Genomic DNA, 21,624 nt, shown 5'->3' with positions numbered 1-21,624 from the left:
CCGCCTTACGGATGCGGCGTCCCCTTTACGGGGGTTGAGCGCCATTGGCAGTTGCAAATATGGAGGCATTCCCGGTGAACGTGCAATGCCCCCAAGTTTGTCATTCCGAGGAGCGCAGCGACGTGGGAATCTCCTGCAACCGGTTACGTTTTCGCCGGGAGTGACCTGTTATCCAACCGGGTCCTGCGAGATTGCCACGGCCCCTTTGGGGCCTCGCAATGACAAGTCGGGGGGCATTGCGCCAATGAGTTTGTGCTGCAATCATTGCCAGCCTGCATGGCGGTCACTGACCGCCGCTACAGACGCAATCGGTGCGCACCGTTTTGCCGAAGCCCTGTACGAATCGCAGCCGTTGCGCCGGGAGGGGCATGCCCCTCCCCTACAAGGCGTTTGCGGTCGGCGAAGTACCCAAAAAATCGCAGCTGCCCACGCGGCGTCGAGGACGCCGCCCCCTACAAGGCACCGCCGATCCTGCGCGAAAAAATCCGGGGCCCTTATGGGCCCCGGAGACGCTTTATTCTGCCTTGCCGTCCTGTTCGGGCGGCGTTTTTTTCGGCCGGTCGAAAAACAGGACATACACGATGAGCAGCGCGCAGCCCGTTGTTACGAAGCAGTCGGCCACGTTGAATACGGGGAAATTGACGAATTCCAGACGGATCATGTCCGTCACTGCGCCGGAGACGACGCGGTCGATGAGGTTGCCGAGCGCGCCGCCCGCGATCATCGCGAGACATACAAGCTCAAATTTCTTCTGCAGGACCTTTTTCCAGATCAGCACGCCGACAATGGCGAAAAACGCCGCTGTCACCAGCACGAACAGCCACGTCTGCCCCTCGAGCATCGACCACGCCGCGCCGGTGTTCTTGATGTGTGTGATGTGGAAAAACCCCGGAATGGCCTTGACGACGGCCGAGCCGTTCGTGCTCGGAATGTGCGTCACCGTCAGCCACTTCGTCCACTGATCCAGCCCGACGATCACGGCCGCAAGGGCGGCCAGAATTCCGTAAAACATGCGTTCTCCCTCCGTTACGCGCGGGCGTGTGCCCGGCTCTGCGCCACGGCAAGCTCGTCGCAGCGGTTGTTTTTGGCGTTGTCGGCGTGGCCCTTCACCCAGTTCCAGCTCACGCGGTGCGTCTCGAGCAGGGGCAGCAGCTCCTGCCACAGGTCGACGTTCAGCGCGGGCTTTTTGTCGGCCTTGATCCAGCCGCGCGCACGCCAGCCATAGACCCAGCGCTTCTGCACGGCGTCGCAGACGTATTTCGAGTCGGTGTAGAGCGACACCTCGCACGGCTCCTTCAGCGCGCGCAGGGCGGAGATGACGGCCGTCAGCTCCATGCGGTTGTTCGTCGTCTGCGCCTCGCCGCCGGAAAGCTCCTTCTCCGTGCCGTTCCACTCCAAAATCGCGCCCCAGCCGCCGGGGCCGGGGTTGCCGGAGCAGGCCCCGTCGGTATAGATGGTGATGTGCTTCATTCGTCCATTTTCAGAACCGCCATAAACGCCTCGGAGGGCACGGACACCGTGCCGAACGTGCGCATGCGCTTCTTGCCTTCCTTCTGCTTTTCAAGCAGCTTCTTCTTGCGGGTGATGTCGCCGCCGTAGCACTTGGCCAGCACGTCCTTGCGCAGGGCCTTGATGGTCTCACGGGCGATGATCTTGCCGCCGACGGCCGCCTGCACCGGAATTTCAAACATCTGGCGCGGGATATTCTCCTTGAGCTTTTCGCAAATTTTGCGCGCGCGGGCGTAGGCGTTGTCCGCAAACAGGATGAAGGACAGCGCGTCGACGATCTCGCCGTTGAGCAGGATGTCGAGCTTCACAAGGCGCGACGGACGGTAGCCGTCCATCTCGTAGTCCAGCGAGCCGTAGCCGCGCGTGCGGGACTTCAGCGCGTCAAAGAAGTCGTAGATGATCTCATTGAGCGGCATGAAATAGTGCAGCTCCACGCGGCCCTCGTCAAGGTAGGTCATGTCGCGGTATTCGCCGCGGCGCTGTTGGCAAAGCTCCATGATGTTGCCAACGTATTCCGGCGGCGTCAGGATGCTGGCCCGGACGAACGGCTCCTCGCACTGCAGAATTTCGGCGGGGTCGGGGTAATTCAGCGGGGTATAGACCTCAATGGTTTCGCCGCTCGTCTTCGTGATGCGGTAGACGACGTTCGGCGCGGTCGTGATGAGGTCGAGGTTGTATTCGCGCTCCAGGCGCTCCATGATGATCTCCATGTGCAGAAGGCCCAAAAAGCCGCAGCGGAAGCCGAAGCCGAGGGCAATGGAATTTTCCTGCGTATAGGACATGGAGGCATCGTTGAGCTTCAGCTTCTCCAGCGCGTCGCGCAGGTCGCCGTATTTGCTGCCGTCGGCCGGATAGACGCCGGAGTAGACCATGGGCTGCACGGCCTTGTAGCCGGGCAGAGGCTCGCTGCAGGGGTCCTCCACGCCGGTGACGGTGTCGCCGACGCGGGTGTCCGCCACGGTCTTGATGGAGGCCGTGAGATAGCCGACCTCGCCCGCGCCGAGAGCATCGGCAGGGATCATGCCGTTCGGGTGCAGGTAGCCGACCTCGACGATCTTGTATTCCGCACCCGTGGCCATCATGCGGATGTCCATGCCGGGGCGCAGCACGCCGTTCTTCACGCGGAGATAGACGATCACGCCGCGGTAGGAGTCGTATTGACTGTCGAAGATCAGAGCCTGCACGGGGGCCTCACGGTCGCCCTGCGGGGCGGGAATGTTCCGCACGACGTCCTCAAGCACAGCGTGGATGTTGATGCCGTTTTTGGCGGAAATTTCCGGCGCTTCCATGGCGGGGATGCCGATGACGTCCTCGATCTCGTGCTTGACCTCCAGCGGGCGGGCGGACGGCAGGTCGATCTTGTTCACCACGGGGATGACCTCCAGCCCGGCGTCAATGGCAAGGTAGGTGTTGGCCAGCGTCTGGGCCTCGATGCCCTGCGAGGCATCCACGACGAGCACGGCGCCCTCGCAGGCGGCCAGCGACCGGGAGACCTCGTAGTTGAAGTCCACATGGCCCGGCGTGTCGATGAGGTTTAGGGTATAGGTCTCGCCGTTGTCGGCGTGATAGGTCAGCTTGACGGCGCGGGCCTTGATGGTGATGCCGCGCTCACGCTCCAGCTCCATGGAGTCGAGGATCTGGTCCTCCATCTCACGCTTGTCCACGGTGTTGCACTCCTCGAGCAGGCGGTCTGCCAGCGTGGATTTGCCGTGGTCAATATGGGCGACGATGGAAAAATTCCGGATGTGGTTCAAATCGGTCATGGGGCAACCTCTTACTTCATGAATTTATCAATGGCGGCGCACAGGCTCGCAATGGCCTGATCGTCGCCCTCCTCCACGGCGTCGACGATGCAGTGCTGGATATGGTCCTGCAGGATCACCTTGCCGGTGTTCTCGATGGCGGCGCGTACCGCAGCGATCTGGATGAGCACCTCGGCACAGTCGCAGTCGTCCTCGACCATGCGCTTGACCTTTTCCAGATGGCCGATGGCGCGGGCCAGACGGTTGACGACGTTTTTCTTGCTCTCGTGGACGTGCGGGTGGGAGTGGGAATGGGCTTCGGTATGGGAATGCGCGTGCGTCGGCACGCCGAATTCATTTGGTTCATGCATGGCGGAATTCCTCGCTGCAGAGATTAAATCATTACTACCATATCATATCACATTCCGGCTGGAATGAAAACCCTCCCCGGGGGAATTTTTCGACACCGCAAAGGGAAATGTAGGGGAGCGGACAGCCGGGCCCGGCGCTGAACCAGCGCAAGAAACAGGCTGACGATAAAAACGTACAAACCGATTGCGTCTGTAGCGGCGGTCAGTGACCGCCATGCAGGTTGGCAATGATTACGGAACAAATTCAGTGGCGCAATGCCCCTGAATTTATCATTGCGAGGAGGCCGAAGGCCGACGTGACGCCCTGAGCGCGAAGCGCGAGGAAGTGCCCTTGGGGTGCAATCTCGCAGTACCCGATCGGAATGTGGGAAAGCCATCGGCGAAATCGCAGCTGCCTTCCCGAGATTGCCACGGCCCCTTCGGGGCCTCGCAATGACAAGTCGGGAGCCATTACTGTTTTATCGTCAACCTGCGCCGGTTGCCGGTGCGGAGCCGGGACCGGCTGTCCACTCCCCTGCAATGGCCGATGGCGAAAAAAACTCCCCCTCCGGAGCGTGGTAACCGAACACGCGGCGGACGGGGAATATTCTCAAACTCCCTGCGGGAACAGGCGCTCCTGCAGGCGGCGGGAGCCAAGGGCAAAATACAGCGCCGTGCCGAGCACGAGCAGGACGGCGGCCTCACCGGCCGCAACGTAGACCGCGTTGAGCCAGAACGGGATCTCGCCGATGTAATACGTCAGCTCCCAGCCGACGAGCACGGCGTTCCAGGCCGCGGGCATGAGCAGCGCGGGCAGCGGGAGCTTCCAGAGCGTGGCGCGGCGCAGCAGATACATGCACGTTGTGGCCAGCAGCGTTGCGCCGGTACCGACGAGCCAGTCCAGCGGCAGCGCGCCCGCGTTGGAAATGTTGAACAGCAGACAGCCGACCGTCAGGCCGGGGATGGCTGCCGGAGTGAACAGGGCAAAAATGCACAGCGCCTCCGACGCGCGGAACTGAATGGCGGCCGACGTTGTGCCGGGCAGCAGCCAATTCTGCAGGTAGGTCAGGGCCACATAGAGCGCGGCCAGGATCGCGCCGTGCGTGATCATACGGATCTGTTTTGATTTCATGTTTTCTCCATTCCGGGACAAAAAAGGCGCAGCATGGACGCTGCGCAGCTGTCCATAGTTTTATTTTACGACAGGATGGTCTCGAACTGTCGATATTCGGTTACGATGGTATTGTAGCGGAGTTTGCACCGACAGTCAAGTGTATTTTGTGTTAAGAAGTCCATGATTTTACACGGATTTAACTTCATTGCGGTGTCAGGCTTTACAGCGAGCCGGTATGATAAGCGCGTGATCCGAAATCAAAGAAAACAATCAAAAAGGAGTTTTGAGTTATGAAAAAGATCTTCAAAGCAATTCTTGCCATCAGCATTATCGGCGCCATGGCGCTGGGCTTCGCCGCCTGCGGCGGCAACGGCGGCAGCGATGCCATCGCCGTCATCTCCCGTGAGGAAGGCTCCGGCACCCGCGGCGCGTTCGTCGAGCTGACCGGCGTCGAGGTCGACAAGGTCGACAAGACCGTCGCCACCGCCGAGATCAGCAGCTCCACCGCAGTCGTCATGCAGACCGTCGCCGGCAACAAGGCTGCCATCGGCTACATCTCCCTCGGCTCTCTGGACAACACCGTCAAGGCCGTGAAGGTCGACGGCGTCGAGGCCACGGCCGACAACGTCAAGAACGGCACCTACCCCATCTGCCGCCCGTTCAACATCGCCACGAAGGGCGACCTGAGCGACGCTGCGAAGGACTTCATCGCCTTCATCCAGAGCGACGAGGGCCAGCAGGTCATCACCGATAAGGGCTGCGTCTCCACCGGCTCCACCGGTGCCTTCACCTCCGGCAATCCGACCGGCACCGTTGTCGTCGAAGGCTCCTCCTCCGTCACCCCGGTCATGGAAAAGCTCGCCGAGGCCTACATGGCCATCAACAGCGGCGTGACCGTCAAGGTCCAGCAGTCCGATTCCTCCACCGGCATGACCTCCGCCATTGAGGGCCTGTGCGACATCGGCATGGCCTCCCGTGAAGTCAAGGACAGCGAGAAGGAGCAGGGTCTGGATGTCACCACGATCTGCATGGACGGCATCGCAGTGGTCGTGAACAACGACAACACCGTCGATAACCTGAGCCTTGAGCAGATCCGCCAGATCTTCACCGGCGAAGTCACCGACTGGAGCGCCGTGAAGTAAGGAATTCCAAAAGGAAACGCACAGCGGGAGTCCGGCTCCCGCTGCCTGCGCGTTTCGCAGGCAGCCATCGATGCGCGCTGTAGGGGAGCGGACAGCCGGGCCCGGCGCAACGCTGCCGACCCGGACAGGCTATCGTTAAAACGGTGAAAACCAAAGGTTTGTCATTGCGAGGAGGCGTAGCCGACGTGGCAATCTCGTGCAGGCAGTTGCAGTTCGTACAGGCTGCCGATAAAACCGTACAAACCAATTGCGTCTGTAGCGGCGCTCAGTGAGCGCCTTTGGCAGTTGCAGGTTGCCCGGCATCCTCATCGAGCGTACAGGCCTTCAGGTTTGTCATTGCGAGGCCCCAAAGGGGCCGTGGCAATCTCGTGCAGGCAGTTGCGTTTTTCGCCGATGGCTTTCCTGTTATCCACCATTATACCGCGAGATTCCCACGTCGCTTCGCTCCTCGGAATGACAAACTTGGGGGCATTGTGGCAATGAATTTGTGCCACCGAACCAGTGGCCTCCATGGCGCTCACTGAGCGCCGCTACAGACGCAATCGGTGCGCACCATTTTGACGGTACTCTGTGCCAACTGCAAGCAATTGCCGCGTCGGCCCGTTGGCCTCCCCGCAATGGCCAATCTGAGAGCCCTGCATTTTCCACTTTCCCACGATCCTGTCTTCTTTCAGGAGGAACTATGAAACACAATCTCCACGCCATTCGGGAAGGGACCATGAAGGTCGTCTTCCTGCTGACGGCCTGCATCTCCATCCTTGCCGTGGCGCTCATCTGCATTTTCCTGTTTGCCAACGGCATCCCCACCATGCATAAGATCGGCCTCGGAAAATTCCTGTTCGGCATGGTCTGGGCGCCGAATCAGGACCTCTACGGCATCTTCCCCATGATCATCGCCAGCATCCTCGTCACGGGCGGCGCGATCCTCATCGGCGTCCCGCTGGGCCTGCTGTGCGCGCTGTATCTGGCGCGCTTCTGCCCGAAGCGGCTCTACAGCGTGCTGAAGCCCGCCGTTGATCTGCTGGCCGGCATCCCGTCCATCGTCTATGGCTTCTTCGGCCTTGTCGTGCTCGTCCCGGCCCTGCAGGCCATGTTCGGCAGCGGCAAGAGCATCGTCACGGCCTCCATCATGCTCGGCATCATGATCCTGCCGACCATCATCAGCGTCTCGGAATCGTCGCTGCGCGCCGTGCCGGAGAGCTATTACGAGGGCTCGCTCGCGCTGGGCGCAACGCATGAGCGCAGCGTGTTCTCCGCCGTGTTCCCCGCCGCGCGCTCCGGCATCCTCGCGGGCATCATCCTCGGCGTCGGCCGCGCCATCGGCGAGACCATGGCCGTCGTGATGATCGCGGGCAACCAGCCCATCCTGCCCAAGAGCCTGCTCAGCGGCGTGCGCACCCTGACGGCCAATATCGTGCTGGAGATGGGCTACGCCACGGACCTGCACCGCGAGGCCCTCATCGCCTGCGGCGTGGTGCTGTTCGTGTTCATCCTGCTCATCAATCTGTGCTTCTCCGCCGTGAAACGAAAGGCTGACGCAACATGAAAAAAACGGAACGTTCGAAACCGAGCGCCGGGCGCACGAGCCGCGCGTCCTACCGCCGCCATCCGATGTCGCTTGTCCAGCGCATCGCCGTCACGGCCTCTGCCGTGATCACCTTCGCCATTCTCGTCGCGCTGCTGGCCTATATCCTCATCATGGGCGTGCCGAACCTGAAGCCGGGCCTGTTTGCCTGGCATTATACGTCGGACAACTGCTCCATGACGCCCGCCATCATCAATACGCTCCTCATGGTCGTGCTGTCGCTGCTGCTGTCCGTCCCGTTCGGCATCGGCGCTGCCATCTACCTCGTGGAGTATGCCAAGCGCGGCAATAAGCTCGTCAAGGTCGTCCGCCTTACGGCAGAGACCCTCTCGGGCATCCCATCCATCGTCTACGGCCTGTTCGGCTACCTGATGTTCGTCATCGCCCTGAACATGGACAAGTCCATGCTGGCAGGCGCGCTCACGCTGGCCATCATGGTCCTGCCGACCATCCTCCGCACGACGGAGGAGGCCCTGAAGGCCGTGCCCGATTCGTTCCGCGAGGGCAGCTTCGGCCTCGGCGCGGGCAAGCTGCGCACGGTGTTCCGCATCGTGCTGCCGTCGGCCGTGCCCGGCATCTTCTCCGGCATCATTCTGGCCATCGGCCGCATCGTCGGCGAGACGGCCGCCCTCATCTTTACGGCAGGTACGTTCAGCGGCGTCGCGGGCGGTGTCATGGAATCCGGCCGCACGCTGGCGGTGCACATGTACTGCCTGCTCAACGAGGGCCTGCACCGCAGCGAGGCCTATGCCACGGCCGTTGTGCTGCTGGTCATGGTCATCGGCATCAACGCGCTGTCCGGCGCCGCGGCAAAGCGAATTGCCCGGCGCACGCAGTGAGCGCAACAGGAAGGAGTTCCCATATGGAACAGGATAAGATCGTAATCGAGCACCTCAATCTCTGGTACGGCAGCTTTCAGGCGCTGAAGGACATCAACCTCCGCCTGCCCGCCAATGAGATCACGGCCTTCATCGGCCCGTCCGGCTGCGGCAAGTCGACGCTGCTCAAGTCCCTCAACCGCATGAACGACCTCGTGGAGGGCTGCCGCATCGAGGGCACCGTCACGCTGGACGGCGAGGATATTTTTTCCCGCAAAATGGACGTGAACCTGCTGCGCAAGCGCGTCGGCATGGTCTTCCAGAAGCCGAATCCCTTCCCCATGAGCATTTATGACAACGTGGCCTATGGCCCGCGCACCCACGGCATCCGCTCCCGCGTGAAGCTCGACGAGATCGTCGAAAAATCGCTGCGCGGCGCCGCCATCTGGGACGAGGTCAAGGACCGCCTGAAAAAGAGCGCCCTCGGCATGTCCGGCGGCCAGCAGCAGCGCCTGTGCATCGCGCGTGCGCTTGCCGTGGAGCCGGAGGTCCTGCTGATGGACGAGCCGACGAGCGCTCTCGACCCGATCTCCACTTCGCGCATCGAAGAGCTTGCCATGGAGCTGAAAAAGGATTATACTATTGTTATGGTCACGCACAATATGCAGCAGGCCGCCCGCATCTCGGACAAAACGGCGTTTTTCCTGCTGGGCGATATGGTCGAATTCGGCCCGACGGAGAAGATCTTCTCCATGCCGCAGGACCGTCGCACCGAAGATTACATCACGGGGAGGTTTGGCTGATGCGCATCCGCTTTGACGAGCAGCTGGAGCTGCTCAACCGGAAACTGATTGAAATGGGCGCGCTGTGCGAGGACGCGATCTCCGCCTCCATGCACACGCTGAAAAATGAAACGGACAAGCAAAGCGCCGAAAAGGCGGCCGCGCTGGAGCGCGAGATCGACCACAAGGAGCGCGAGATCGAGAGCCTGTGTATGAAGCTTCTGCTGCAGCAGCAGCCCGTTGCGCGCGACCTGCGCACGATCTCCTCCGCCCTGAAAATGATCTCCGATCTGGAGCGCATCGGCGACCAGGCCTCGGACATCGCGGGCATCACCGGCTACATCGAGGATGAGCAGCTCAAGTCGGGCACGCACATCTATGAAATGGCCCGCGCCGCCAGCCGCATGGTCACGGACAGCGTCGACTCCTTCGTCCGCAAGGATCTCGGCAAGGCCCGTGCCGTCCAGAAGGAGGACGACATCGTCGACGGCCTGTTCGACACCGTGAAAAACGAGCTGGTCGGTCAGATCACCGAGCACCCGGACCTGAGCGGCGAGTGCCTCGATCTTTTGATGATCGCAAAGTATCTCGAGCGCATCGGCGACCATGCCGTGAATGTGGCAGAGTGGGTCGAATATTCCATCACCGGCGCACATGCCGGAGAGTAAGGGGAACTTTTTATGATCTATTTGCTGGAGGACGACAGCGCCATTCGTGAGCTTGTCGTCTACACGCTCTGCAGCACCGGGCTGGAGGCCACGGGCTTCGCCGCGCCCTCGGAGTTTTATGACGCCATGGAGCGCGCCCTGCCGGAGCTGCTGATCCTGGACATCATGCTGCCGGAGGAGGACGGGCTTTCCATCCTGCGCCGGCTGCGCGCCAGCCCGCGCACGGAGCACCTGCCCGTCATGATGCTCACTGCGCGCAGCAGCGAATATGACAAGGTCATCGGGCTGGACGGCGGCGCGGATGATTATCTTACAAAGCCGTTCGGCATGATGGAGCTGATCTCCCGCGTGCGCGCTCTGCTGCGCCGGGCGGAGTTCGGCCGCGAGCGCCGCGAGACGCTGCGCTGTGGGGACATCGAGTGCGACACCACCGCGCACACCATGCGCGCCTGCGGCGAGGAGCTGACGCTCACGCTCAAGGAATACGAGCTGCTGCACCTGATGCTCGAGCACCCAATGCAGGTCTTTACGCGTGACCGGCTGCTTTCCAGCATCTGGGGCTATGAATTTGACGGCGAGAGCCGCACCGTGGACGTCCACATCCGCTCCCTGCGCCAGAAGCTCGGCGCAGCGGGCGGCCAGATCGAGACGGTCCGCGGTGTGGGCTACCGCCTGCGGGAGACTGCGGTATGACAAAACGAATTTTCCGGTCCATTTTTCTGGTGGCCCTCGTCGTGCTCCTGCTGAGCGTGGCGCTGCTGTCCGTCGTGTTTTATAACGACTATGCCGTGCAGTACCGCTCGGAGCTGAAGAGCGAGGCCCTCTCCATAGCCCATGCCATCAACGGCGGCCTTGCGGAGGAGGACTACCTGCGCTCGCTGGAGCAGGATAAGATCTCACCGATCCGCATCACCTGGATCGGCGCCGACGGCACCGTCCGCTATGACAACGAGGCCGCCCCCGCGCAGATGGAGAACCATGCCGCGCGCACCGAGGTGGCTGACGCCCTGCGCTACGGCGCGGGTGAGAGCGAGCGCTATTCCGCGACGCTGTCCCAGAAGACGTTCTACTATGCCTGCCGCCTACAGGACGGCACGGTGCTCCGTCTGGCCGGAACGCGTGATTCCGTGCTCGGCATCCTGCTGCGCATGCTGCGCCCGGCCGTTGCGGCCGTGCTCGTCGCCATTGCGCTGGCGTGGCTGCTGTCCTATCGTCTGTCGAAGCGCATCGTCCGTCCGCTGAATGCCCTCGACCTGGAGCATCCGGAGCAGGCGGAGGCCTATGACGAGCTTTCCCCCCTGCTGGAGAAAATTTCCGCCCAGAACCGGCAGATCGCCGCGCAGATGGACGAGCTGCGCCGCCGCCAGACGGAGTTCACCGCCATCACGGAGCACATGAACGAAGGCCTGCTCATCGTCGACGCCCGGACGAACCTGCTGTTCTGCAATCCGAGCGCGCGCCGTCTGCTGCAGATCGAAAATGTCGAAAAGCAGTCCGTGCTGGCCGTGAACCGCAGCGAGGACTTTCGGGAGGCCGTGCAGCGCGCTCTGTCGGGCGAGCATGACCTGCGCACCCTGACGCTCGACGGCCGCATCTACCAGCTCATGGCCAACCCGGCTATGGAGGACGGCCGCCTTGCGGGCGCGGTGCTCGTGCTGCTGGACGTGACGGAGCGCGAGGACCGCGAGCAGCTCCGCCGCGAGTTCACGGCGAACGTCTCCCACGAGCTGCGCACGCCGCTGACGTCCATCTCCGGCTTTGCCGAGCTCATCCGCGACGGCATCGCAAAGCCGCAGGACGTGCAGCACTTTGCCGGGAACATCTATACCGAGGCCCAGCGCCTCATCGCTCTGGTCGGCGATATCATCCGCCTGTCCCAGCTCGACGAGGGCAGCGTGGGCAGCGAGAAGACGGACCTGCGCCTCGACGGCATGGCCGCGAGCGTCGTCTCCCGCCTGCAGGACGCGGCCGCGCAGCACGACGTCACGCTCCGCACGGAGCTGAAGCCCTGCCGCGTGCTCGGCATTGCGCAGATCCTCGACGAGCTGATCTACAATCTCTGCGACAATGCCATCAAGTATAACCGCAAGGACGGCAGCGTGACCGTCAGCACGGCGGAGGAGAACGGCCAGCCGGTCCTCCGCGTGGCGGATACCGGCATCGGCATCCCGGCAGCGGAGCAGGACCGCGTGTTCGAGCGCTTCTACCGCGTGGATAAGAGCCATTCGCGTGCCATCGGCGGCACGGGCCTCGGCCTGTCCATCGTGAAGCACGCTGCGGCCTACCACCACGCCCGCGTCGCGCTGGAGAGCACCCTTGGCACGGGTACGACTGTCACCGTCACCTTCCCTCGCCCCGGCGAGGCGTAAGAAAACAGAACGAGCCGCTGCGGTTCTGCCGCAGCGGCTTTTTGCACACAAATGTTATTCATGTTTGTAGGGGAGGGGCATGCCCCTCCCGGCGACACGCTGACGATTCGTATTGGCTATCGATAAAATGGTAAAAACCAATTGCGTCTGTAGCGGCGCTCACTGCGCAGCCGTTGGCGGCTTTGCCGCCTTACGGATGCGGCGTCCCCTTTACGGGGAGCGAGCGCCTTGCATGCTGGCAATCTTTGCGGCACGCATTCTGCGGCGTGAGGCCTTCAAGTTTGTCATTGCGAGGAGGCCACAGGCCGACGTGGCAATCTCGCAATACCCGGCCGGATCGTGGGGAAGCTGTCGGCGAAAACGTAACTGCCTTCCCGAGATTGCCACGGGCGCAAAGCGCCCTCGCAATGACAAACCTTTGGCTTTTACCATTTTAACGATAGCCTGTTTGTTGTGCAGGTGCGCAGCCGGGAGCGGCATGCCGCTCCCCTACAACGTGCCGTCGATGGCCCCTCAAAATGCAAAAAACCGGGGATGCCGGAAAATCCGGCATCCCCGATCGGGTCTCTTACATATCGAACGGTTCCATGGAGAGGACGGGGTGGCCGACCTCGGTCAGGTAGTTCAGCAGCTCCTCGGGGTCCTCGGTGCAGATGGTCTCGTCGGCGATCATGTCGGCGAAGTTATCCACATCGTAGAGCTCCTTGGCAGCCTCGTTCAGCTTGTCGCGCATCTGCTCCTTGAGCTCCTTCGGCAGCCAGACAATACGGCCGAGGCCGCCTTCGGCAGCGATGAACTTCTTGGAGGCGATGAAGTGCTTGCCGTGGCCCATGAAGCCCGGCGTCTGCACGCCGCCGCCCGTCATGGAGGCCATCTCGGAGAACGTCATGCCGAGCGGGGTCATGCCGGCGTACTCACGCATCGTGATGACAACGCCCATGCTGACCGGCTCGACGCCGCAGATGCATTCGAAGCAGCCGCAGGACGTCATCGGATCCTGGAACAGGGAGTACAGCGTGACGTGCTCGAGCGCGCCGTGCGAGTACTTCTGGACGGCCTCGTCCACGTCCTCGTAGCGGCCGAGACGCTCGTCGATGCAGTGCTCCTTCGGCACGACCTGGCAGGGACCCTGCGGGTCGAGCTCGTTCGTTGCCTTGGCGTCCAGCCAGGAAACGGCGCCGCAGAGGCCGAGGCGCTCCGGGGTGACGATGCAGACATGGCTCGGGGAGAAGGCCTGGCACATGATGCAGGTGTAGAACACGGGCACGGACTCGTCCGTCATGCTGCGCAGACGGTCGTCGCGGCGGTTGAAGACCTCATTGGCCATCGCGCGCAGCTCCTTGTTCTTCGCCTCGTCCACGACGATCTTGACCTGGCACTTGTCGACGACGGTGTCGAACTCGCTCTTGATCTTGGCGTAGAGGACCTCGCCGATGTGGCGGAAGCGGAAGCCGGCCTCAAAGTCGGCCTTCGAAACGCGGATACGGATCATATCGCGCTGGCCGGTGTGCATAACGCCCTCGATGCAGTTCAGGAAGGAGTGGATCTTGCGCTCCATAACGGACTCGAAGTCGGACTGCATGTTCTTGCCCGCGACCTCGACGATGTAGGACAGGGAGATCTTGGAGCCGACGGGGATCTCGTCGAGCTCGGGGCCGTCGACCGTGATCTTGTGGTCCTCGATCTCGGCGGCGTCTCTCGTGGTGACCAGCTCGAAGCAGTCCTTGCGGGAGCCGTCGACCTCGACCTGCATGTCGCCCTTGCGGATGATTTCGCCTTCGAACGCGGAAGCGAAGGAGACAGGAATGTCGATCGTGGTGATCTTGATCTTGATGTCGCGCGCCTCGAGGGAGGTGGCGTTGAACTTGCTGACGTCCTCCTGCACGATGAGGCTCTTCGGGACGCGGTAGATGTTCTCGGTCTCGTTCGTAACGACCGGGAAGCCGAGGGCAATGGCGCCAGCGCCGCAGGCGACGATGACGTCGTCCAGGGGCTTGAAGGCGTTGACGAACGCGGGAACGCGCTCCATCGTGTACTTCATCAGGCTGCCTGCGTCGCCCGGGGTGATGTTGCCGAAGATCAGGGCCGCGCGCAGCGCGACGGAGACGACATGGATGACGGCGGTGACGTCCTTGCCGAGCGGGATGACGCGGACATTGTCGCCGGTCTTGTAGCCCTTCTCCTCGAGCTGGTCGATGACGCCGCCCACGAGGGTGACGAGGATGCCCTGGCTCTGGTAGCTCTTCACGAGCGCGACGGCCTCATCGGCAGAGGGAGCGGAGCCGAGGATAACGGCAACGCCGGGGATGTCGCCCGTGACCAGCGGCACGCCGAGGTTACGAATGACGGCGTCGGACAGGTGGCCGTAGCAGGGCAGCTCATAGGGCGTGGCGCCGTTGAGGTACTTCAGGACCTCGATGAACTCGGCGCACAGCGCGGTGGCCACGCCGGACATGAAGGCGTCGTTCAGGCGGGGATTGCGGGTCATGAGCGTCTTGACGACGCCGAGAGCCTGCTTCAGCTCGCCGAGGGTGCCGACCTTCGAGCCGGTGACGGCGTAGTAGCAGGGCAGGGAGTAGGCAGTGTCAGGGAAGGACACGGCCTGGCCTTCGCCGTACTGGGCGATGGCATTGTCAATGGCGGCCTCGGTCAGGCCGTAAACGGCATCGTTGCCGCCGAATACACGTTCAAATAAAGTCACTGGGATTTTCCTCCTATTTTTCATCCCGATCCAGGATGGCCTTGATGTTCCGAATCTCTTCCATAGCCGTGCGGCTGAAATCGTACGGGGACTTTCCGTTGCGGTCAGCGTCCATGATCTCCGGATTGTAGTGGATGCAGCCGAGGAAGTCCTCTGCGGGGATGACGCTGCGGACATACGCCTCGTCGCGCTCGTCGCGCACCTTGTTGGCCACGACGCGCACGCGCTTCACGCCGAGATCGGCGGCAAGACGCTTGACGTTTCCGTAGGTCTGGACGCTGCGTGCGCCCGGCTCCACCACAACGAGGAACTGGTCCATGTTGGCTGCCGTGCCGCGGCCAAGGTGCTCCAGCCCTGCCTCCATATCCATGATGACGACGTCGTCCTTGCGGTAGGTCAGCGCGCTGAGCAGGGCCTTGAGCATCACATGCTCCGGGCACACGCAGCCGCTGCCGCCGACGTCGACCGTGCCCATGACAAGCAGCTTCACGCCGTTGACCTCGTGGGCGTATTTTTCGGGGATATCGGAAACGAAGGGGTTGAGCTTGAAGAATTTATTGGCCTCGTTCGCGCCGGTGCGCTCCTCGACGAGCGTGCGCATTTTGGAGATGGGGACGATGGAATCGACCTCCTCCTGGCTCATGCCAAGCGCAAGGCCCAGGTTGGCGTCCGGATCGACGTCCGCAGCCAGCACGGGGCGGCCCTCGTCGGCGTAAAGCCGCGCCAGCGTGGAGGCGAGCGTCGTTTTGCCGACGCCGCCCTTGCCGGTGATCGCGAGCTTCATACTCAGATGCCCAGCGCAGCGCGCTTCTGCTCGATGCGCTCGATCATGAGATCGCCGAGCTTCTCGATGTCAGTTTCCACGGTGTAGTTGGCCTCGACCCAATCCTTCACGCCGTGCTCGCCGGTCAGCAGGTCGCAGATCTCGCTGGAGCCCTTGACGTACGGGTCAACGCCGAGGAAGGTGTCGATGCCGGTGGCCACAACGTAGTTGCCGATGGAGACGGCCTTCTCGCTCATCCACTCCGGGGCGCAGCCCACGACGGGAAGCTGGGAGATGTTCAGGCCGGAGTCCTTCGACAGCTCGGAGGCCAGGATCATCATACGGGAGATATCAACGCAGGAGCCCATGTGCAGCACGGGCGGGATGTTGGCCAGCTCGCACACGCGCTTCAGGCCGGCGCCGCAGAGCTCCTTGGCGTGCACCGGATCCATGAGGCCGGCCTTGGCGGCGGCCTGCGCGGAGCAGCCGGAGACGATGAGGATGATATCGTTGGCGAGGAGCTTCTTCATGAGCTCGATGTGGGCATAGTCGGGGCGGACCTTCGGATTGTTGCAGCCAACCATGGCGACAGCGCCGCGGAGAACGCCGGAGGTGACGCACTCGAGCAGGGGCTTCGTGGTGCCGAAGGTGTCGACCTGGCTGTTGGCAACGCCGTCGAGGACCTTGACGATGGCTTCGAGGGAATAGCCGACGCGGGCGTGGGAGACCTGGTTCGGAATGTTGACCAGATCGGTCTTGCGGTTCGTGAAGTTCTCAACGGCCATCTTCACAATGGACTTGGCGTTCTCACCGGCGTTGTCGGCGGAGAAGCGGATGAACTCGGAGTCCGGCATGCGGGCGATGGGGGAGGTGGTGACGAACTTCGTATGGAAGCACTTCGAGAGCGGGCCGAGGGCCGGGAAGATGCACTGCACATCGACGACGATGGCTTCGCATGCGCCCGTAAGGACAACGTTCTCCTGCGTCAGGAAGTTGCCGGCCATCGGGATGCCGTGGCGCATGGCGACCTCGTTCGCGGTGCAGCAGACGCCGCAGATGTTGATGCCCTTCGCGCCGACGCTCTTGGCAAGCGCGATCATTTCGGGATCATTGGCATAGTAGACGATCATCTCGGACAGGGAGGGATCGTGGCCGTGGACGACGATATTGACCATATCCTTCTCCATAACGCCGATGTTGGCCGTAGTGTCCACGGGCTTCGGCGTGCCAAACATGACGTCGGAGAATTCGGTGCCCATCATGGAGCCGCCCCAGCCGTCGGACAGGCCGCTGCGGAGGGACTGGCGGATCAGGGCTTCGGGCAGGGAGGAGCAGCCCATATGGGTCATATGCAGAGCGGTCGCGACCTCGCGGTCGATGGCGCGCGGCTCGATCTCCGCCTTGTGCCACAGCTCCTGCGTGTGCTCCGGAGCGCGCTTCAGGAAGCGCTGCACGCCGAAGGGCTTGCCGTATTCCATCAGGCCGATCTCGGCCATCTCGTGCGCCAGCTCATAGATGTCCTTGCCTTCGGTCTCGACGCCCCACTCATGCGCGATGCGGATGAGCTTCTCGGGGTCCTTGACCTGATAGTTGCCGCCTTCCTTCGTCTGATGCAGGGTGTGCATGATCTCACGGCCATGATCAGAGTGGGTGGCAGCGCCGCCGGCGGTGAACTTCAGGAAGTTTCTGCCGACGATGCCGTGCACGTCGCAGCCGCAGATGCCGCGCGGGCTCTTCGGCGTGATACGGCAGGGGCCCATAGCGCAGATGCGGCAGCAGGTGCCGGCCTCACCGAAGCCGCAGTGCGGCGTCTGATTCTTGACGCGCTGCTGCCAGCTGTCGGCGCCGACCTTCTTGCCGTTTTCCAGCAGGGAAGCGGTGGCGGCCTCCATCTCCTCTATGGTAACGAAGCGTTCTTGATCCATTGGGTAGTCCTCCTGTATTGATCTCGGGTGTTGGGATCGTGGGTCACAAAAAGATTTTTTGCAGGCTGACGAGCCTGCTGCAAGGGGCATACTGCGCCCTTGTTTTCCGATATGATTTTATCAATAAAAGCCCCTGTTGTCAATGACAAATCCGGCGGCTCTGGGGAAATTTGCACGAAAGGCAGGGAATTTCCGGACGTTTTGTCATATGGTTTGCCATCCCCCGCAGGGGGATGGATGAAATAAGGAATAATGAATACTGAAGAATGAAGAATGAAGAATGGATCATACGCCGGCCGTCGTTCAATCCGCACTGGCCCTGTAGGGGCGGGGACAGCCAGGCCCGTCCGCGAAGCGGCAGTAGTACCGCCGATTCGGTGCGCCGCACCGTTCCCATGGCTGTGCTGCCCTGACGTGTCATTGCGAGGAGCGAAGCGACGTGGCAATCTCGGGAAGGCATTGCCGATTTGTACCAACCGCCGTTCAATCCGCACTGGCCCTGTAGGGGCGGGGCATGCCCCGCCCGTCCGCGAAGCGGCAGTAGTACCGCCGATGCGGTGCGCCGCACCGTTCCCATTGCTGCGCTGCCCTGACGTGTCATTGCGAGGCCCCAACGGGGCCGTGGCAATCTCGGGAAGGCACTTCCAGTTCGTACAAGGTGCCGATAAAAACGCACCGACCGATTGCGTCTGTAGCGGCGCTCATTGAGCGCCTTGCAAAGGGGTATTAAACCGCTGGAGGGCGCTGGTGCACCACAGTACCCGCCTGACGTGTCATTGCGAGGAGCGAAGCGACGTGGCAATCTCGCAGTACCCGGCCGGACAACAGGAAAGCCATCGGCGAAATCGCAACTGCCTCCCCGAGATTGCCACGTCGGCCTTCGGCCTCCTCGCAATGACAAACCTTTGGCGTTTGCCATTTTAACGACAGCCTGTCTCTTACGCCGGTGCAGCGCCGGGACTGGCTGCCCCCTCCCCTACAACGCACGCCAAGGCCCTTCCCGAAAAAATGCCGCTCCCTGCTTGTATTACCCGGGGAAACATGGTAAAATAATCAGTAAAATCGTGTGGTGCGCCCAAATGCAGGCGCGCAAAATCGGAGGAATCTTATGTCAACCTTACAAGAAGAGATCAGCCGCCGCCGGACGTTTGCGATCATTTCGCACCCGGACGCCGGCAAAACCACGCTGACGGAAAAATTCCTGCTCTACGGCGGGGCCATCGCGCAGGCGGGCGCGGTCAAGGGCAAGAAAAACGCCCGCGCTGCCGTCTCGGACTGGATGGAGATCGAAAAGCAGCGCGGCATTTCCGTCACCTCCTCCGTCATGCAGTTCCAATATGAGGGCTTCTGCATCAACATCCTCGATACGCCGGGCCATCAGGATTTCTCGGAGGATACCTACCGCACGCTCATGGCGGCGGACTCCGCCGTTATGGTCATCGACGGCAGCAAGGGCGTCGAGGCGCAGACGCGCAAGCTGTTCAAGGTCTGCGCCATGCGCCATATCCCGATCTTTACGTTTGTCAACAAGATGGACCGCGAGGCCAAGGACCCGTTCGACCTGCTCGACGAGCTGGAAAACGAGCTCGGCATCGAGACCTATGCCGTGAACTGGCCCATCGGCTGCGGCAAGGAGTTCCAGGGCGTCTATAACCGCCGCGGGCAGCACATCGACTTCTTCTCCGGCGTGTCCGGCAAGCGCCGCGCCGACCGCGAGGAGGTCCTGCTCGACGACCCGCGCGTCGGCGAGCTTATCGGCGCGGACCGCTGGCAGCAGCTGCGCGACGATGTCGAGCTGCTCGGTGCAGGCCGCGAGTTCGACATGGACGAGGTCCGCCGCGGCCGGCTCAGCCCGGTGTTCTTCGGCTCGGCCCTGACGAACTTCGGTGTGGAGCCGTTCCTCGAGGCCTTCCTGCAGATGACGCCGCCGCCCCTGTCGCGCACGGCCGACTGCGGCGTGATCGACGCCTTCAGCCCGGACTTCTCCGCCTTCGTCTTCAAAATTCAGGCAAATATGAACAAGGCCCACCGCGACCGCCTCGCCTTCCTGCGCATCTGCTCCGGCAAGTACGAGCGCGAGGCAGAGGTGTTCCATGTGCAGGGCGGCCGCAAGCTGCGCCTGTCGCAGCCCCAGCAGCTCATGGCGCAGGAGCGCGAGATCATCGACGAGGCCTACGCCGGGGATATCATCGGCGTGTTCGATCCCGGCATCTTCTCCATCGGCGACACCATCACCACGCCGGGCAAAAAGTTCCGCTTTGCGGGTATCCCGACGTTCCCGCCGGAGCATTTCTCCCGCGTCAGCCCGAAGGACACCATGAAGCGCAAGCAGTTCGTCAAGGGCACGGAGCAGATCGCCCAGGAGGGCGCCATCCAGATCTTCAAGGTGCCGGACACCGGCATGGAGGAGGTCATCGTCGGCGTCGTCGGCACGCTGCAGTTCGACGTGTTCCGCTACCGTATGCAGAGCGAGTACGGCGTGGAGCTGCGCATGGAGGGCCTGCCCTATGAGGTCCTGCGCTATATCCGCAAGAGCCCCGTCGAGGAGAAGGAGCTGAACCTCTCGTCCGACGTTGAGCTGCTCGAGGACTACCGCGGCCATAAGCTGCTCGTCTTCTCCAGCCCGTGGGCCATCGACTTCACCCTCCGCCGCAACCCCGGCCTCGAGCTGGTCGAGACCCTGCAGGAGCTGGATACGGCGGAGTAAGACTACCGGCGCACCACGGCACTCCCCTGACGTGTCATTGCGAGGCCCCAACGGGGCCGTGGCAATCTCGGGAAGGCACTGCCGATTCGCACTGACCGCCGTTAAATCCGCACTGGTCCTGTAGGGGCGGGGCATGCCCCGCCCGTCCGCGAAGCGGCAGTAGTACCGCCAATTCGGTGCGCCGCACCGTTCCCATTGCTGCGCCGCCCTGACGTGTCATTGCGAGGAGCGAAGCGACGTGGCAATCTCGCAGTACCCGGCCGGACAACAGGAAAGCCATCGGCGAAATCGCAACTGCCTCCCCGAGATTGCACCCCAAGGGCACTTCCTCGCGCTGCGCGCTCAGGGCGCCACGTCGGCCTGCGGCCTCCTCGCAATGACAAATCGGGGGGGCCATCCTCGTTTTATCGACGGCCCGCTGATTACGCCGGTGCAGCGCCGGGAGGGGACAGCCCGGCCCCTACAAGGTGCGTGCGGTCGGCGGGCATGCCCCGCCTCTGCCAATATACCATAAAATGACCGCCCGCCGGGGTTACCGGCGGGCGGTCGTGGTTTATCGATCGCGGAAAAACTCCCGCGTCTGTTCGGCGTTGTGCAGGATGGCGGCGCGCAGCTCATCGAGGCTGTCAAACTTCCGCTCCGGGCGGAGGAAGGTGTAGAATTCCAGCCGCAGCGTCCGGCCGTAGAGGTCGCCGTCAAAATCCAAAATCCACGGCTCCACGGTCACATGCGTGCCGCCGACGGTCGGGCGCGAGCCGATGTTGACCACGGCGGGCAGGCGGCGGCCGTCAAAGCAGGCCAGCGCGGCATAGACGCCGTGGCGCGGGCACAGCAGCTGCGGCGGCAGGGCCAGATTCGCCGTCGGGATGCCGATGGTCCGGCCAAGGCGGCGGCCGGAGACAACCGGGCCGGTGAGCACATGCGGGTGGCCGAGGCAGCGCACGGCCTCTGCCATGTCCCCGGCCTCCAGCAGAGCGCGGATGCGCGTGGACGAGACGGGCGCGCCGTCCAGCTCGATGACGTCGATGCGGTCAAAGCCGATGCCGCGCTGCGCGCAGAAGGCCGCGAGCTTCTCCGGATTGCCTGCGCCGCGGTCGCCGAAGCGAAAATCGTGGCCGCAGACGAGGTGCACGGCGTGGTAGCGCCCGAGCAGCGTCTCCTCCGCGAAGCGCTCCCACGGCTGCGTCATGGTCTCGCGGTCAAAATGCAGCGTGAGCACCTCATCGATGCCGTAATATTCCCGCATGAGGGCGGCGCGGTCCTCCGGCGTGTTCAGCAGCGGCACGCTGTGGCCGGAGACGAGCGTGTCCGGATGTGTGTCGAAGGTCAGCGCTGCCGCAGGAACGCCGAGGCGGTCCGCCGTTTCGCGCGTGCGCCGCAGCAGGCCGCCGTGGCCGATGTGGACGCCGTCAAAAAAGCCGAGCGCCAATACACAGGGTCGTGTCATAT

At 62.7% G+C, this 21,624-nt stretch carries 17 protein-coding genes; 8 read left to right on the top strand and 9 right to left on the bottom strand.

The genetic code is table 11. The features are described 5' to 3' along the window. Positions 1-514: 514 nt before the first annotated feature. The 5 genes from lspA to ACMKFF_RS01350 form a co-directional block, all read right to left on the bottom strand. Positions 515-1,012 carry a signal peptidase II gene (lspA, locus tag ACMKFF_RS01370; protein ID WP_418465284.1) on the bottom strand — a complete coding sequence of 166 codons (498 nt, stop codon included), beginning with the start codon at positions 1,010-1,012 and terminating at the stop codon, positions 515-517. A 14-nt stretch (positions 1,013-1,026) separates the two neighbouring features. Beyond that, positions 1,027-1,470, bottom strand: a complete 444-nt coding sequence (rnhA, locus tag ACMKFF_RS01365) for a ribonuclease HI (RefSeq protein ID WP_417325773.1) — start codon at positions 1,468-1,470, stop codon at positions 1,027-1,029. Further along, positions 1,467-3,272, bottom strand: coding sequence for a translation elongation factor 4 (gene lepA / locus ACMKFF_RS01360; RefSeq protein ID WP_419495800.1), 1,806 nt, complete (start codon positions 3,270-3,272; stop codon positions 1,467-1,469). The genes rnhA and lepA overlap by 4 nt, the downstream gene beginning before the upstream one ends. Before the next feature lie 11 nt (positions 3,273-3,283). Then, complete coding sequence (locus tag ACMKFF_RS01355; RefSeq protein WP_046414983.1) at positions 3,284-3,622, bottom strand: metal-sensing transcriptional repressor; 339 nt, start codon at positions 3,620-3,622, stop codon at positions 3,284-3,286. 589 nt (positions 3,623-4,211) lie between these two features. Next, a complete protein-coding gene (locus ACMKFF_RS01350) occupies positions 4,212-4,733 on the bottom strand; it encodes a QueT transporter family protein (RefSeq protein ID WP_367927166.1) in 522 nt (173 codons plus the stop codon). A 272-nt stretch (positions 4,734-5,005) separates the two neighbouring features. On the opposite strand from ACMKFF_RS01350, the gene ACMKFF_RS01345 reads away from it, so the two are divergent. The 7 genes from ACMKFF_RS01345 (at position 5,006) to ACMKFF_RS01315 (ending at position 12,079) form a co-directional block, all read left to right on the top strand. Beyond that, a complete protein-coding gene (locus ACMKFF_RS01345) occupies positions 5,006-5,857 on the top strand; it encodes a substrate-binding domain-containing protein (protein WP_419495799.1) in 852 nt (283 codons plus the stop codon). A gap of 682 nt (positions 5,858-6,539) precedes the next feature. Beyond that, a complete protein-coding gene (gene pstC / locus ACMKFF_RS01340; RefSeq protein ID WP_418487404.1) occupies positions 6,540-7,403 on the top strand; it encodes a phosphate ABC transporter permease subunit PstC in 864 nt (287 codons plus the stop codon). Continuing rightward, on the top strand, positions 7,400-8,281 hold the full coding sequence (gene pstA, locus ACMKFF_RS01335) for a phosphate ABC transporter permease PstA (RefSeq protein WP_419495798.1): 882 nt from the start codon (positions 7,400-7,402) through the stop codon (positions 8,279-8,281). The genes pstC and pstA overlap by 4 nt, the downstream gene beginning before the upstream one ends. A 23-nt stretch (positions 8,282-8,304) precedes the next feature. Next, positions 8,305-9,063, top strand: coding sequence for a phosphate ABC transporter ATP-binding protein PstB (gene pstB, locus ACMKFF_RS01330; RefSeq protein ID WP_367927163.1), 759 nt, complete (start codon positions 8,305-8,307; stop codon positions 9,061-9,063). Beyond that, positions 9,063-9,710, top strand: a complete 648-nt coding sequence (gene phoU, locus ACMKFF_RS01325; RefSeq protein WP_417325783.1) for a phosphate signaling complex protein PhoU — start codon at positions 9,063-9,065, stop codon at positions 9,708-9,710. The genes pstB and phoU overlap by 1 nt, the downstream gene beginning before the upstream one ends. A gap of 12 nt (positions 9,711-9,722) precedes the next feature. Beyond that, the gene (locus ACMKFF_RS01320; protein WP_419495797.1) at positions 9,723-10,403 is read left to right on the top strand and encodes a winged helix-turn-helix domain-containing protein; all 681 of its coding nucleotides are present in this window, start codon (positions 9,723-9,725) and stop codon (positions 10,401-10,403) included. Continuing rightward, the gene (locus ACMKFF_RS01315; RefSeq protein ID WP_419495796.1) at positions 10,400-12,079 is read left to right on the top strand and encodes an ATP-binding protein; all 1,680 of its coding nucleotides are present in this window, start codon (positions 10,400-10,402) and stop codon (positions 12,077-12,079) included. Before ACMKFF_RS01320 ends, ACMKFF_RS01315 begins: the two co-directional genes overlap by 4 nt. A 568-nt stretch (positions 12,080-12,647) precedes the next feature. Here ACMKFF_RS01315 and acsB read toward each other — a convergent pair. From acsB to cooS, 3 genes are read right to left on the bottom strand one after another with little or no spacing between them, the layout of a single operon-like run. Then, the gene (gene acsB, locus ACMKFF_RS01310) at positions 12,648-14,780 is read right to left on the bottom strand and encodes an acetyl-CoA decarbonylase/synthase complex subunit alpha/beta (RefSeq protein WP_418487408.1); all 2,133 of its coding nucleotides are present in this window, start codon (positions 14,778-14,780) and stop codon (positions 12,648-12,650) included. 13 nt (positions 14,781-14,793) lie between these two features. Then, on the bottom strand, positions 14,794-15,564 hold the full coding sequence (locus tag ACMKFF_RS01305; protein WP_349134703.1) for a carbon monoxide dehydrogenase accessory protein CooC: 771 nt from the start codon (positions 15,562-15,564) through the stop codon (positions 14,794-14,796). A 2-nt stretch (positions 15,565-15,566) separates the two neighbouring features. Beyond that, on the bottom strand, positions 15,567-17,468 hold the full coding sequence (cooS, locus tag ACMKFF_RS01300; RefSeq protein ID WP_419495795.1) for an anaerobic carbon-monoxide dehydrogenase catalytic subunit: 1,902 nt from the start codon (positions 17,466-17,468) through the stop codon (positions 15,567-15,569). Between the two features lie 1,108 nt (positions 17,469-18,576). On the opposite strand from cooS, the gene ACMKFF_RS01295 reads away from it, so the two are divergent. Beyond that, on the top strand, positions 18,577-20,175 hold the full coding sequence (locus ACMKFF_RS01295; RefSeq protein WP_367926401.1) for a peptide chain release factor 3: 1,599 nt from the start codon (positions 18,577-18,579) through the stop codon (positions 20,173-20,175). A gap of 553 nt (positions 20,176-20,728) precedes the next feature. Here ACMKFF_RS01295 and ribF read toward each other — a convergent pair. Next, positions 20,729-21,622, bottom strand: coding sequence for a riboflavin biosynthesis protein RibF (gene ribF, locus ACMKFF_RS01290; RefSeq protein ID WP_418465293.1), 894 nt, complete (start codon positions 21,620-21,622; stop codon positions 20,729-20,731). Between the last annotated feature and the right edge of the window lie 2 nt (positions 21,623-21,624).

The organism is Faecousia sp., assembly GCF_048519415.1.
Taxonomy (GTDB): Bacteria; Bacillota; Clostridia; order Oscillospirales; family Oscillospiraceae; genus JAZOXB01.
This window is presented reverse-complemented; position numbering and strand designations above follow the sequence as displayed.

Excerpts from the sequence above, each read along its gene's own strand:
- ACMKFF_RS01345 (WP_419495799.1), top strand. The coding sequence starts at position 5,006 with ATGAAAAAGATCTTCAAAGCAATTCTTGCCATCAGCATTATCGGCGCC.
- ACMKFF_RS01350 (WP_367927166.1), bottom strand. The coding sequence starts at position 4,733 with ATGAAATCAAAACAGATCCGTATGATCACGCACGGCGCGATCCTGGCC.
- cooS (WP_419495795.1), bottom strand. The coding sequence starts at position 17,468 with ATGGATCAAGAACGCTTCGTTACCATAGAGGAGATGGAGGCCGCCACC.
- lspA (WP_418465284.1), bottom strand. The coding sequence starts at position 1,012 with ATGTTTTACGGAATTCTGGCCGCCCTTGCGGCCGTGATCGTCGGGCTG.
- phoU (WP_417325783.1), top strand. The coding sequence starts at position 9,063 with ATGCGCATCCGCTTTGACGAGCAGCTGGAGCTGCTCAACCGGAAACTG.
- lepA (WP_419495800.1), bottom strand. The coding sequence starts at position 3,272 with ATGACCGATTTGAACCACATCCGGAATTTTTCCATCGTCGCCCATATT.
- pstC (WP_418487404.1), top strand. The coding sequence starts at position 6,540 with ATGAAACACAATCTCCACGCCATTCGGGAAGGGACCATGAAGGTCGTC.
- ACMKFF_RS01305 (WP_349134703.1), bottom strand. The coding sequence starts at position 15,564 with ATGAAGCTCGCGATCACCGGCAAGGGCGGCGTCGGCAAAACGACGCTC.
- ACMKFF_RS01320 (WP_419495797.1), top strand. The coding sequence starts at position 9,723 with ATGATCTATTTGCTGGAGGACGACAGCGCCATTCGTGAGCTTGTCGTC.
- ribF (WP_418465293.1), bottom strand. The coding sequence starts at position 21,622 with ATGACACGACCCTGTGTATTGGCGCTCGGCTTTTTTGACGGCGTCCAC.
- pstB (WP_367927163.1), top strand. The coding sequence starts at position 8,305 with ATGGAACAGGATAAGATCGTAATCGAGCACCTCAATCTCTGGTACGGC.
- rnhA (WP_417325773.1), bottom strand. The coding sequence starts at position 1,470 with ATGAAGCACATCACCATCTATACCGACGGGGCCTGCTCCGGCAACCCC.
- ACMKFF_RS01355 (WP_046414983.1), bottom strand. The coding sequence starts at position 3,622 with ATGCATGAACCAAATGAATTCGGCGTGCCGACGCACGCGCATTCCCAT.
- ACMKFF_RS01295 (WP_367926401.1), top strand. The coding sequence starts at position 18,577 with ATGTCAACCTTACAAGAAGAGATCAGCCGCCGCCGGACGTTTGCGATC.
- ACMKFF_RS01315 (WP_419495796.1), top strand. The coding sequence starts at position 10,400 with ATGACAAAACGAATTTTCCGGTCCATTTTTCTGGTGGCCCTCGTCGTG.
- pstA (WP_419495798.1), top strand. The coding sequence starts at position 7,400 with ATGAAAAAAACGGAACGTTCGAAACCGAGCGCCGGGCGCACGAGCCGC.